Source organism: Rhodococcus sp. IEGM 1351 (assembly GCF_030056875.1).
In the GTDB taxonomy this organism is placed as follows: domain Bacteria; phylum Actinomycetota; class Actinomycetes; order Mycobacteriales; family Mycobacteriaceae; genus Rhodococcus_F; species Rhodococcus_F opacus.
In genome coordinates this window covers 22,466-34,445 of record NZ_JASHKU010000046.1, presented here as the reverse complement: position 1 = coordinate 34,445, position 11,980 = coordinate 22,466, and the positions used below count along the sequence as shown (strand labels likewise).

15 protein-coding genes are annotated in these 11,980 nt (G+C 64.9%); 5 read left to right on the top strand and 10 right to left on the bottom strand.

Translation table 11 applies throughout. The annotated features are described in order from the left end of the window. Positions 1 to 578: 578 nt before the first annotated feature. Genes QM806_RS39220 through QM806_RS39205 form a run of 4 tightly spaced genes read right to left on the bottom strand, consistent with a single transcriptional unit; the run spans position 579 to position 2,304 of the window. Positions 579 to 848: a hypothetical protein gene (locus QM806_RS39220; protein ID WP_283294940.1), complete on the bottom strand. Its 270-nt coding sequence runs from the start codon at positions 846 to 848 to the stop codon at positions 579 to 581. Next, complete coding sequence (locus tag QM806_RS39215) at positions 845 to 1,201, bottom strand: hypothetical protein (protein WP_283294939.1); 357 nt, start codon at positions 1,199 to 1,201, stop codon at positions 845 to 847. Before QM806_RS39215 ends, QM806_RS39220 begins: the two co-directional genes overlap by 4 nt. Positions 1,202 to 1,222: 21 nt before the next feature. Continuing rightward, the gene (locus QM806_RS39210) at positions 1,223 to 1,600 is read right to left on the bottom strand and encodes a DUF3846 domain-containing protein (RefSeq protein ID WP_283294938.1); all 378 of its coding nucleotides are present in this window, start codon (positions 1,598 to 1,600) and stop codon (positions 1,223 to 1,225) included. Next, positions 1,597 to 2,304: a hypothetical protein gene (locus QM806_RS39205; protein WP_283294937.1), complete on the bottom strand. Its 708-nt coding sequence runs from the start codon at positions 2,302 to 2,304 to the stop codon at positions 1,597 to 1,599. Before QM806_RS39205 ends, QM806_RS39210 begins: the two co-directional genes overlap by 4 nt. Before the next feature lie 431 nt (positions 2,305 to 2,735). On the opposite strand from QM806_RS39205, the gene QM806_RS39200 reads away from it, so the two are divergent. Beyond that, the gene (locus tag QM806_RS39200; RefSeq protein ID WP_283294936.1) at positions 2,736 to 3,503 is read left to right on the top strand and encodes a hypothetical protein; all 768 of its coding nucleotides are present in this window, start codon (positions 2,736 to 2,738) and stop codon (positions 3,501 to 3,503) included. A 108-nt stretch (positions 3,504 to 3,611) separates the two neighbouring features. Here the strand turns inward: QM806_RS39200 and QM806_RS39195 are convergent, their stop codons facing one another. Further along, complete coding sequence (locus tag QM806_RS39195) at positions 3,612 to 4,544, bottom strand: DUF2971 domain-containing protein (protein ID WP_283294935.1); 933 nt, start codon at positions 4,542 to 4,544, stop codon at positions 3,612 to 3,614. A 331-nt stretch (positions 4,545 to 4,875) separates the two neighbouring features. Here QM806_RS39195 and QM806_RS39190 point away from each other — a divergent pair, with 331 nt between their 5' ends. After that, positions 4,876 to 6,039, top strand: a complete 1,164-nt coding sequence (locus QM806_RS39190) for a hypothetical protein (RefSeq protein WP_283294934.1) — start codon at positions 4,876 to 4,878, stop codon at positions 6,037 to 6,039. Positions 6,040 to 6,123: 84 nt separating this feature from the next. Continuing rightward, a complete protein-coding gene (locus QM806_RS39185; RefSeq protein WP_283294933.1) occupies positions 6,124 to 6,672 on the top strand; it encodes a hypothetical protein in 549 nt (182 codons plus the stop codon). Here the strand turns inward: QM806_RS39185 and QM806_RS39180 are convergent. Genes QM806_RS39180 through QM806_RS39170 form a run of 3 tightly spaced genes read right to left on the bottom strand, consistent with a single transcriptional unit; the run spans position 6,658 to position 8,680 of the window. Beyond that, a complete protein-coding gene (locus QM806_RS39180) occupies positions 6,658 to 7,395 on the bottom strand; it encodes a Csf3-related protein (RefSeq protein WP_283294932.1) in 738 nt (245 codons plus the stop codon). The genes QM806_RS39185 and QM806_RS39180 overlap by 15 nt on opposite strands. Beyond that, a complete protein-coding gene (locus QM806_RS39175) occupies positions 7,392 to 8,243 on the bottom strand; it encodes an RAMP superfamily CRISPR-associated protein (protein WP_283294931.1) in 852 nt (283 codons plus the stop codon). Before QM806_RS39175 ends, QM806_RS39180 begins: the two co-directional genes overlap by 4 nt. Next, positions 8,240 to 8,680, bottom strand: a complete 441-nt coding sequence (locus QM806_RS39170) for a hypothetical protein (protein WP_283294930.1) — start codon at positions 8,678 to 8,680, stop codon at positions 8,240 to 8,242. The genes QM806_RS39175 and QM806_RS39170 overlap by 4 nt, the downstream gene beginning before the upstream one ends. Before the next feature lie 224 nt (positions 8,681 to 8,904). On the opposite strand from QM806_RS39170, the gene QM806_RS39165 reads away from it, so the two are divergent. Beyond that, on the top strand, positions 8,905 to 9,753 hold the full coding sequence (locus tag QM806_RS39165; protein ID WP_283294929.1) for a hypothetical protein: 849 nt from the start codon (positions 8,905 to 8,907) through the stop codon (positions 9,751 to 9,753). Between the two features lie 307 nt (positions 9,754 to 10,060). Here the strand turns inward: QM806_RS39165 and QM806_RS39160 are convergent, their stop codons facing one another. Continuing rightward, positions 10,061 to 10,300: a hypothetical protein gene (locus QM806_RS39160; protein WP_283294928.1), complete on the bottom strand. Its 240-nt coding sequence runs from the start codon at positions 10,298 to 10,300 to the stop codon at positions 10,061 to 10,063. 160 nt (positions 10,301 to 10,460) lie between these two features. Beyond that, positions 10,461 to 11,123 (bottom strand): hypothetical protein, encoded by a 663-nt coding sequence (locus QM806_RS39155; protein ID WP_283294927.1) that lies wholly within the window; start codon positions 11,121 to 11,123, stop codon positions 10,461 to 10,463. 24 nt (positions 11,124 to 11,147) lie between these two features. Here QM806_RS39155 and QM806_RS39150 point away from each other — a divergent pair, with 24 nt between their 5' ends. Further along, entirely contained in the window at positions 11,148 to 11,939 is a 792-nt protein-coding gene (locus QM806_RS39150) for a phosphoadenosine phosphosulfate reductase domain-containing protein (RefSeq protein WP_283294926.1), read from the top strand. The last annotated feature ends 41 nt before the right edge of the window (positions 11,940 to 11,980 follow it).

Below are 11,980 nucleotides of genomic sequence, written 5' to 3'. Positions count from 1 at the left end.
GCAGTGGGTCCATTCCCGTTGCCGTCGATCGAGTCGCTTCGCTCCTCTGAGTTTCAGAGATTAGGTCCTCACCTGCGCTTTTGCTCGTCCCGTTCGATCCGGTCCCCCACACCCCAACGAGGCTGGGGGCGCGAGGGTGCGCCCGACCCGCCGCCCACTCGCCTTCCCGCACCGCTCCATGTCATACACACAGCATACCACCCCACCCCCACGCAACCCAAAACAGTCGAAAATCTCGAAATACTCAAACATGTTGATCAGTAACAGATTCCGAACCTTACAACCTGACGTCTGTGCACAACACACGTAAAGACTTACTCAGCAACAGATTACCGAAACACGTTGACAATCAACATATTTCAAAACCGACTCCAAAACCGGACGAAACAGACACCCGCGCGGCCGCCGACACCCCGGCGCCAGGCACCCCCGACACGTCGCCGGCACCCCCACATCACAAACCGGGGACATGTCATCACAGCAGGTCACAGCAGGTCACAGCACCATTACAGCCCTCACACGACACACGGCCCACACCCCCCGGGATCGGGTGCGGGCCGTGCACGGAGACAGGCGAACTAGGCTGCGGGATCCAGCCAGGGCCGATCGTCACGGCCCTCCACATAGACCCCGCCGGGCGGACCGTCGAGCAGAGTGAGCAGCAGCTCACGGGCTGCCGGAGAGGCACCGGCGAGCAACTCGTCCCGGTGCTCGGTCCAGTCGTCCCAGTCCCAGCCCGCACCGGCATCGATGCAGCTCTCGGCAACCTCCACAGGCTCACCGTCCACGAACACCCACACGCTGGTCGGCCCATCAGGATCCCGGACGATTACGGCCTCCACCGTCACGACTGCCCCGCCCTCGTCACCGTGTAACCGAGCGACTCCGCCAACAAGTGCAACAGATCATCCGCCGACGGCAGGGCAGCCCGGTCCATCCGATCCCGAATCGCGTTGCACTCGTCCTTGTCCTCGCACATGCACTCACTGTTGCGGGCACCGTCCTCGAGGCCGGAGTCCAGCCCGCACCCGTCCACCGTCACCGGGTCGAGCACCCATCGATCGATGCCGTCCCAGTCGCGCATCAGGTAGACCCAGATCGATTCCTCGATGTAGTGGGTGCCGCGGTTGAGGGCGCGCTCGCCCTGACACATGTAGACCTCGGCCGGGGTGGGGATATTCGTGTTCGTCGTCGTTGTCATCGTGGGGGTTTCCTTCCTCAGTCAGTGGTTCACGGTGGGCGCGAACACCGCACCGGTCAGCAGGGCATCCTTCTGGGCGTCAGACAGGCCCACCGTGGCTCCGTTGCCGTCGTGGGCGGCGAACACCACGGCCCCGCAGAACGGCTGCCAGATCGCCCCGTGGGCGCGCGCAATCGCCGTCGCCATCAGATTGACCTGGGCGTCGGCCTGGGTTGCGCCCTCGTCGTCGACCCACATGTCCAGATCCGGGTTCAGCCGCACCACGTCGAACCAGCGGCACCCGATCGCGGACCGGATCGCCGCCCCGGTGCTCTCCCGCGCCCCGAGGTCGATCACCTCGGGACGCCCGTCCACCCCGATCCGCACCGCCTGCGCGGTCAACGTGCTGGTGCTGCTCATGCCTGCACCTCCGTCACCGTGTATTCCCGCAGGTCCAGGTCGTAGCGGCGGAATCCACCGATCCGGCGGCCCAGCGCCCGCGCCAGCACCTCCCCGTCCACCTCGTCCTCGGCGACCTCCTCGGACCGGGCTGACACCGGCACGGACACCTTCGTGGTGATCGTCACCAGGGCCTCGACCGTGAACTCCCGGCTGCGCGGCGGCAGCCCGTGCTCCTCCATGAACCGATCGAACTCGCTGCACAGGTTGTTCTCGTCCGCCCAGGTGCCCGCGTCCTTCGCGATGTGTTCCACCCAGTCCGCGTGTGCTTTCTGATTGGCCTGCAGGTGCTCACGCAGCCACGCCACCTCCCGGCGATCGCGCATCGCCTCCGCCAACGACGTGGCGATCCGCTCCCACCACACCGGCACCGGGCGCTGCAACGACGCGACCACCACCTGATCCGGGCGCACCCGGCCCTGCCACACCGGCGCATCGGGCGAGAGCGGCACCAACGCCACCGACACCAGACGCTTGTCCTCGGCGACACCGTTCACCGACAACGCCGCCACGTCGGTGCGGTCCGCGACCAGCCAGCCAGCCGTCCACGCCTCACCCTCACGCACCTCGACGAACACCCCATCCGCCGGGAACACCCCACCGGCAGGGGCAGCTACACCCGACCCGCTCGTCACGTTCTCGACAACTGCAACGTCCACAGACATCACAACTCCAAACCCCCGGACAACAACCGGGCTCACCGGAGCGGAAAGGTGGTCAGCCCCCTCCGCCCCGCATCAATTGGGACACCGAAAACATAGCCCACCCCACCGACACAAACAACCCGAAACACGCTGCACAACAAAAGATTTCGAGCCGTACACCGACCATAAAAAGGTCCCGGAATCAAGACCCCAGAGCCCTAAAACGCCACCTGCCCATCCCGTGCCGGGGCACGGGATGGGCAGGGTCTACAGCTCTGGCACTATTACTGCTCGTGCGTCCGCTGAACGATCCACTTGTCGCCCTCGATGCGAAGCTCGATGTCATCCGACACCTGCGGCTCCCCGAGGCCCAACAGCTACACGAGTACGCGCTGAAACAGGGCAGCGGATACGCAGCCCAAGGACTCTCCGACAGCCCCGCAGATAAGATCGTGAGTCTGAACCAGGCTGAGACTTACTGGGTGTCCGAGGACATGTGCGCAATTCTCGTCAACGCGCAGGGGTCGATACCTGACGACGACGTCGTCATCGACCACCCGCCGTCAACGCACGGCTTCCTCGTCTTCGCAGTTCCCCTCGTGTTTCCGATCCCCGAGGAGTTCGGCCGCGCCATCCGCCTCAACGCCCTGGCCTGGCGGCCGGCTCGCCGGACAGTCCCGAAATCCGCGACCCGGCCGGCACAGGTCGACGACGGCACTCTGATGCAGTGGTATCGGGTGCCCGAGGACGATGGAGATCTGGAGTTCAGCGGACCCTTCAGTCCTCTTCTCGCCGGGGAGTTCTTGCCCACTGGGGCGATCCTCCGTTCGACCAACGACCTCCGCCTGGGTGCACTCGATCAGTCGTCGATCAATCTGAATCGGCACGCACGAGCACTGTGGACACTGATGCAGCAACCGCTCGCAGCGCTCGGAGACATCGAGCCCACCGGAAAGCAGAGCAAGACGGCACGCCGGTTTCGCACAGATCCGAAGTCGACCATCGTCGTCACGCTGCGTCGAGCACAGAGCTCACGCGCCGACGACGATGCAGCGACCACCGTGCAGTACTCACATCGATGGATGGTTCGCGGGCATTGGCGCAAGCAGCGGTTTCCCAGCTTGGGGACGAACAAGCCGATTTGGATCAACGAACACGTCAAGGGCCCAGACGATGCTCCGTTGATCGTCAAGGAGAAGGTCATCGCGTGGCGGCGTTGACGCGGCGGCAGGAAGTCATCGGTACGGACACGGCCCCTTGGTGACGCTGTGTCCGTGTGCCGGATTGCGTCGAGGGCAGCGCCAGGCGTGGTGACCGCTACGGGCCAATCATCCTCGAAAAGGAATGTCGGAGGGGACAACCACATCAGGATCGTGCCCGTGATTCCTCAGTAGCTCCCGCGCCGCCGCCACCTGCGCCAACTGGTTCGGGCCCGGGCCCACCACCAACTCCGCGATCGTCCGATGGGGCTGCGCATCCGAATTTGCCCCTAGGTTCACCGCCAACTCCAGGTACGGCACCAGACCGGACCTGCCCGCACGAAGATTCGCCGGGTACTTCACGTCGCCCTCGGTGGTCAAACGCCATTCATGTTCCTGCTCGAATGCCGGGTCCTTCACCGCCGCGATTTCTCGAAAGGCCGACGCCGCGAGCATGAACATATCGAGCTTCCCGTCGGGGCCGGAAACAAGGAACCCAGACCCTGAAACCACCCCCTGCACGAACTGGATCGCGGCCTTCGTCGCTTCGTCTTCGCCATACACCACTCGTCGAAGAGTTGCGGGCACCGTACCGGTCCCCATGGCTGTGGTCTCTGGATGAAATGCCCACGTATTGAGAGCAATCGATTCCCATGAAAACCCGACCGCGTATCCGCCGACGCCTCCGGCATAACCACGCCACTGGCTCAGCAGATTGCCCTTCTCGCATAAGCAGGTGGCAAAGCACCGCAGTCCCCACTCGAACAACCTGTCGGGATCAAACCAGCTCGCGAGTTTGCCGAATACTTCACGCAACTCCGTGTTCACTGCTGGATCGGCGGAGGCCGACCTGAACTGTTCACGAAACACCTCTGCCCCGAACTTCAGCTCTGATGAGTCATTCATGTACCGGACATCCGACGCCCACAACTTCGCCGCTGTCCCATACGCCAGCTCGTTGCTCTCGTACTTGACCGGCCACGAGGACGGATTCACAATTCCGGCCAGTCCCACCGCATCTGTGTAGTGATACAGAATCGACGAGTTCACGGTTTCATCCATGGTCGAGAGTCTGCCTCAGTGTCTCCGGACATCCGCTCAGCGCGCGTCGTCAATTTCTGTGACCGGAAGAACTGTCATCAGCCGTCGACACCCTGCAGGTACCGTCACACAGCTACGCTCGCGGGGTGCATGGACGGCGGGCGCAGCCATCCTCCCTCCCACCGGTCGGCACGTCGCCGCGCTCGCGCAGGCAGGCCGGGATTGCGGTGACGTCTCCGGCTTACTCCCGGCGGCCGATTTCAGAGGCTTCAGATCCGGCGACTAGGTCCCAAGCGCAAACACTGTCGACCCTCTCGGCCAGACTTGGTCGGAATATCGTGAATGGAGTGCCATGGACCTGACCGACCCTGAGTACGCCTTGAAGTGGCCCCGCGAAGTCTTCGTCGCCGAAGCGACCGACATGATGCGGACCAACAAGGAGCGCCAATCGTTCCGCGCTGACTACGTGCTCCTTCTCGAAGAAGCATTCGTGGGAAGTGCGCCGGCGACTGACTACTCCTCGCATAAAGGAGTGTTCGACTCGGCGAGTGAAACAGTCGGAACGTGGCCCGAGAGTATCCAAACCATCACCTACCGCGTACCGGTGGTGTCGGAGCTGGTGCGCCGGGCCAACGAGCTGAGAACCCCGGATATGCGACGGCCATACTTCTCCCGTCGGAATTCCTCGTCACCACCCGCTGATAGGCCAACTGGTGAACCCGATTGGGCCGATGCCAAGGCTCGGTTCAGCACGTTCGTCGGGCGCTGGCGAGCCATCGGCTACTTCGGCGAGGAGCGTCCAGGCGGTTGCGTGGATGTGGACGACGAGATGGATGTCGACCTGGTCGAACGGCTTGTTGACCTGTATGAACAGCTGCCGCCGCCCTTGACATACACCGAGACAGACGGGTGGAGCGACGACGAGTTCTGCGATCTGATCGAACTCCTCCACGATCTCGCCGCGCGCCCACGAAACCGGCACTATCACGACTACGGCAACTGCGGGTACCACTACTCGGACCACGCATTGCGCACCGGTCAGATGCTCTACCGAATCCGTGTGAACGAAGTGCTGGCGACGACCAACCTCCCCTTCCGCCTGGCGACCGAGGGAGAGGATGTGGGCCGTCTTGTCACCATCACAGACGACTCCCGCGCCGAGCTGCTGGTCCGTGCAGCTCAACAGCCCACGACCCGGCTGACAGATCAGGTCAGCCATGCGATCGCGCTGTACCGATCGCGCCAGTCCACACGGGAAGACAAGGTGTCCGCGATCAGAGAGCTCATGGCTGTGCTCGAACCCGATCGCTACACGGTCCTCAAGGGCACCCCGGCGGAGAAAGACAACGAGAGCTTATTCCTGATCGCGAATCGCTACGCAATCCGGCACAACAAGGAAACCGAGCTACGCGACTACAGCCAGGCTTTCCTCGATTGGATGTTCTGGGCTGCACTGGCGATGGTCGAGCTATGCAGGGAAATGAAGGCCGAATCCGCAGCAGCACAACCCACGTAATCAGCTTCGCTCCAACGAATATCCAGCGGCACTCAGCAACCCAATACATCCCGGGTAGACAACCACCAGCACCAGGAGGCTCAAATGACGGACAACACCGAGCAGGACGTGGACGATTTCACCGTGGCCCGAGCTACAAAGTTCATCTCGAAGATCGTGAATGACGAACTGGGACGCCGCCTTGATAATCCATTCCAGGACTTCGCGCTGATGGACATGGGGACCGATGAGGAGTGGTCCGAGATCCTCGGCCTCGGTCTGGGCCCATATCTGACCGAGCTGATCGCGAAAACCGGCGTGTCAGGGCTGGACGAGAAATATCCGGCAATGGCTGCGAGCAGGACGCAGATGAGCGTCAGCAGCCTTCCGGCAGAGTATTTGAGTCTGGACTTCGCCCCTGAGCCCGAGTATCTGGCTGTGGCGTCGGAGATGTTCGATGCCGCTTTGCAGGGCAGAGATACCGAAACGGTCCAAGCGAAAATCTCGGTCCTCGACGGCGACGGCCAGGCCAACGTAATCCTCAACGCCATCGCACTCTTCACGGTTCTCGCCAAGGTGTTCCATCAGCTGTCTACCGGGGTCGTGGCTGACGATTCTTCACCCAGCACGTCGCCCGGATCAGATCTCGGGTAGCAGAACTCGCGATCTGCGGGCTGGATGCATGTACGGCGGCCGCAGCCCCATTTGCCCCTCGCCGCCGGTCCGCACATCACGGTGGTCGTGCAGGCAGGTTGGGGGTGCGGTGCGGCCGAGGATGCCGTCGGGGTGCAGGTGCGCGAATTCCCACGGGTCGGCATCCGGTTCGTCGGTGATCTCCCAGGACAGGACGTGGCCGTGGCCGGCGCTGCGCTTCTTTCCGATCGACACAATCGGGGTGAGGAGCTCGACGACGGCGGCCGGATCGCCGATGGCCCGCCACACCAGGTGCCGGCAAACCGTGAGCGGAAGCGGCATCACCCGCGAGCGGTACCGGCCCTGGCGTTCTGATACCAACGCCGGCAGGTCAGCGGCCATGTGGTCGAGGGCCTGTTGATCCGGGCGGGCGGACCAGTACTGCACGTGCGGACCGGGCACCTCGTCCTCCGGCGAGGCGAATGTCGCCGCCCAGTGCCACCCGTCGGCGCCGTCGCCGGTGCAGCGGGCCAACGGCAGGTCCAGGTCCTCCGGCACGGTGTCGGGACTGTAGGGCTCGTAGTCGGTGTCGGCCGCCCGCGCGGCGGCCTTGGTGTTCTCGCGGATCTCGGAGGCGAGGAGGCCGTCGAGGCTGATCCCCCACGGCACCCCGTGCGCGACACCCGCGGCCATCTTCGCCCGTACGACCAGCGGCACCATCCCCGCACCGATCTGGAGGGTCATGCCGGGAGTGAGAGCAGGGTTTCCAGGGCCTCAGCGCGGCGTGCGGCGACGATCTCCCGCCAATCGACCACCGGCGCACCATCAGGGTCTGAGGCGAGTGTGGTGGCGATCTGGCCGTGCCCGATACCCGTGCGCCCACCCAGCCAGCCCGACCTGATGAACTCGGCCAGCACATCGGCAGCGAAGGCATGGTCGAGGTCAGAGCCACGGTTCAGCTGCACCCAGGACTCGAACCGGGTCCCCGGGGCGAGAGTTTCAACGTCGTACCGCATCACCGGCGACCCCGACCCACCAATCTCGGCATCGGGGTCGACGGTGGTGCCGGCGTGGCCGGTGGTGACGTCGTCGAGGTGTGAGTAGGACTCAAGCGCTTCGATGTCGAACCGGGACGGCAGCGGGCCCGGGTACTCCCGGCGCAGGATCGGGGTGGCTTCGGTGACGATCGGCACCACGTGCCCGACGCGCAGGCAGCCGTCGATCGGGGCGGCACCGACGGCGCCGCCGAACACGCTCAGCTGCGGCACCAGTTCGCGGAGCTGGTGCAGGCGGCGGCCGGTGATCGGTTCCGCCTGGGTTTTCACGATCGCGCCGCCGTTGCGGAGGGTGTGCGCGACCGCCAGCGGCAACTTGCCTTCGTAGTCGAGGACGTCGCGCAGCATCTGCTCCCCCAGCCGGCGGAGTACGCCGCGGAAGGAGTTGCCGGAGATGACCGGGACCAGCTCCACCGACCCGTCGGGCTGGATGATCTTCATGCGCCGGCCGATCGCGGTCGTGCCGATCAGCTCCCCGCGGTGTGAGATCGGGGACCGGGCGGTCATCTCGATCTCCCACACCCGAGACACGGTCACGACGCCAACCCGTGGTCGGTGCGGGCGGCGCGGACCGCGTCGGCCACGATCCGGGTCCGCAACGTCAGCGCGGAGGTCTGATCCCGCATCACCTGCAGCACCGGCCGCGCCTCGCTAGTGAGCAGTATCGCCAGCTCGGAGCGTTGTTCGTCGGTGCGCGGGCTCGAACCGAGCCGGGCGGCCGAGGCGGTCCACCACTGGTGCAGGTTGATGCTGTTGTAGGTGGCCAACCGAACACGAGTGGGCAGCAGGTTGTCCCAGTAATCGCCGCGGCGGGCGGCCACCCAGTTCTTTTCCGACCAGTCGATTCCGTAGTGCAGCAACAGCACCAACCGCTCCGCCACCTGCGCGGCCGGTTCGGTCAACGGTGGTAGCTGCGGCACCGCGGCGAGCCAGCGGTCGGTCACCGAAATCGTGTGTTCCCCCGACGTGTTCATTGCTGACGAGCGTAGAGAATTGCGCGGGATTTCTCGAGCTGAGTAGCGGGCCGTAGGAGGCCTTTCGTTCGCGATGATGGTTTCGTGGACTGCCGACGGCCGACATGTTGGCCGGGGATCCGCATCGTGCTGGTACCTCCACGGCGCCGGTGCCTCCACGCAGGTCCTATGCCGCATTATGGACCTGCGCCACCGCATCGTGGCCAACCCGGACAGGAGCGCGTATGCCGAAACCGACCCAGGCTGAACTTGAGCAGCTGCACCAGTCCAGGTTGGCCGCCTTCGTTCTTCGGGCTCGTCGTGTCAAGGCTCACTCGCTCTATCAGGACTTCGAGAAGTTGGAGCGCGTCGGGAGCGTCCAGTTCGACTTAGACGTGACTAGCGACGGAGTGTGGATGACCCAATCGCTACCTCCGGAGGAGGTGGTCGAATCCGCCGCTGCCCGTGTCCGTCCGCTTCTACTGCAGACCGAAGACGCACACCATCAGAAGGTGCTGAAAGCCCTGAAGTGGATGCTTCGTGACGTCGAGCGCGACGATGTCCGAAAATTCTTCGACTCACTCAAAGAGGAGTGGGCGGAGTTCGATCCGCAAGGACGCAACACGTTGGCCTACGCCGTACAGCATGGCCATGTCGACGAGCAGGAGCCGACTCCCGCATTGGCGGACAATGTTCTGGCGTTTGCGTGGATCTACGGCGACGTGGTGCATGGCGACAACGAGCGGTTGGCGGAGACCGAAGACCATGGCGTAGCCGAAAGGTTCCGGGCCGCCGCTCCGCTCGTGTGTCGGCTGATCGTGCAGACTGTGGCGACCCTGCACTTCATCGAATGGCTACGCGACCAGGGCCTGATCGCTATGCCGGAGGAAATCTTTGAGCGGCCGGTGGTCGTGGACGATCCGGTGTTCCGCCAGAAGGTTACCGTCTACATGGCCCCGGCCGGAGACGAGATGCCGGCGATGCCGCTACGGGTCGGCGACGAACTCGGGCCGGAGTGGCGGCGCCTGACGGCACTGCCTTCCGCTGACCCCAGCACAGATGACGACTCTGAGGCCGAGGCGGCCGGCGCCTGAAATAGGTCGGTGTTGGCCGCGTATCTATTCCGCGGGAACGTCGCGCGAACGATGCTGCCTGCTGGGCGAGACATTCGTAGACGCCACGGACGTGAGATCCGGTGCAGTAGTTGTGTCGAGCAAGGCCGGTCTGACCCTCGTACGCGATCCCGGTCCTCGTCAACAGCTGTCACCAGCTGTCATCGGAGCGGCGGCCTACTTCGGTCGCTGGTCGGTTGATGGCGGGAAAGAGCACCTGCTGTGTGGTGCCGAGTCTGGCCGGCGCGGAGTTGCATCACCCCGCGCCGGCCACCGCACGGCGGCCCGGTCAGATTCCCGGGAAGACCGTCCCGGCGGTCAGGACGATCCCGAACAGGACCACCGCGGTCAACGCAGCGAGGAACCGATCCGCGTAGGCCTTCCGCAGCGCGAACTCGCTGTTGTACCAGTTACGTGTGGCGGCGTTGCGCTGGTGGGCGAGTGCACGTCGGTACAACCGGAACCGGCGGCACAGTTCGACCGCCGCGGTGATGGCGGCGCAGGTCCAGATGAAGGTGGGGTCGATCATTGCAACTCCTCGAGGATTGCTCTTGGAGGGCACCGCGGGGATTCGCTGTGCCTACGGTGCTTCGCTGTTCGCTTCACACCGCGCCGAGAGCATCTCGAAGTGCTTCTCCACCACCTGCTGGGAGAAGCACGGAATCGTCCTCTCAGCTGCGGATCTGCCTCTACCGGGTGGCGCGCAGACCCACCTCGAACCAGGGGGCGGCCTGACGCCACGGGGCGAGGTGGTTCCAGTCGTCGAAGACCTGCGGCCACTGGTCGGCGGCGGCACGGCTCAGCACGGGGTAGGCCGGGGTTTCGTCGCGGAGCATGGTCTCGGAGAAGCCGTGTGCACGCAGCCGTCGCAGCACTTGCAGCCGATCCGCATCCGCTGAGGTCCAGGTCAGGGTCGTGTCGTCGACGGTCACCTGCCCCCACCGGGCATCAGGTAGTAGATGTTTACGGCCCGGCCGCAGCGGCACGATCACGGCGGTGTCCGAGCCGATGGTGGTGGAAAGTACCTGGTGTAGCAGAGCGGGGTTCGCCGCCCGCAGCGTCGACGGATCCCGGGTGACGATGTGTGCGTCGGTGCGCAGCGGCCGGTGTTGGTAGACCCACACGCACACTTCGCACAGACGGCGTCCGGCGAGATTCGTCCACGACTCGTACCCGGTGAATCGGCGTGATACGACCTGCCCGACCGGAATCATCACGACGGTGTGGCGGCCGCAGCGAGCGCAGCCGGCCGCGCGGTCATCCGATGCGCGGGCCGGATCAGTCATGGTGGGGTTCCCGACGGCGGCCGTGTAGGCGGCGCACACCACATCGGCTGCACAGACAACGGTCATGGCCGGCACCGTAACCTGCCCAGTGTGGTGAATGCGGAGCCCGGCCTGGACCTCTCGCTGCTGCGCGGGCTGCGGTCGCCCAGGGCGAAGACCGGCCCGGCCGCCCTTACGGATATCGCGGCTCGGATCGAGGCTCATCTCGCCGCCCATGACGGATATGTTGCGTTCTCTGGCGGCAAGGACTCCCTCGTCGTCCTCGACCTGGCCCGGCGCGTCGAACCGGATGTACCGGTGGTGTTCTTCGACTCCGGCCTCGACTACCCCGAAACCTACGGCTACCTCACCGAACTCGCCCACACCTGGCGGTTGGACCTGCACCGGATCCCGACCGACCCACCACTGCTGCAGGTGCTGGCCGACTCCGGTCTGTGGGAGCACACCGCGTCCGCCGGTGCGACCGTCGATCTGCACGAGATTCTGATCACCGAACCTGCCCGCCGCGCCCACGAACTCCTCGGTGCTGGTGAGCTGTGGGGTGTGCGGGCCGACGAGTCCGCCGCCCGCCGAATGCTCTACACCCGCGGTGGCCGCCGGGACGGCGTCATCACCCGCGCCGACGGGACAACCGCGTACGGGCCGATCTGGAACTGGACCACCGAGGACGTGTGGGCGCACATCGCCCGACATCAGCTGCCCGTGAACCCCGTCTACGCCAAACTTCGTGAACTGGGTGTCCCTGATCAGCAGCACCGCCTCTCCCACCTCATAGACGGCAGCCACCTCGATCGCGGCCGGCTGACCTGGCTCCGGCGTGGATGGCCGGCCCTCTTCGAGCAACTCGCCGACACGCTTCCCCGCATCCGGCAGCTGACCTGACACGACGGCCGGACAAAACGCGTGTACGACGCCCTGAACAT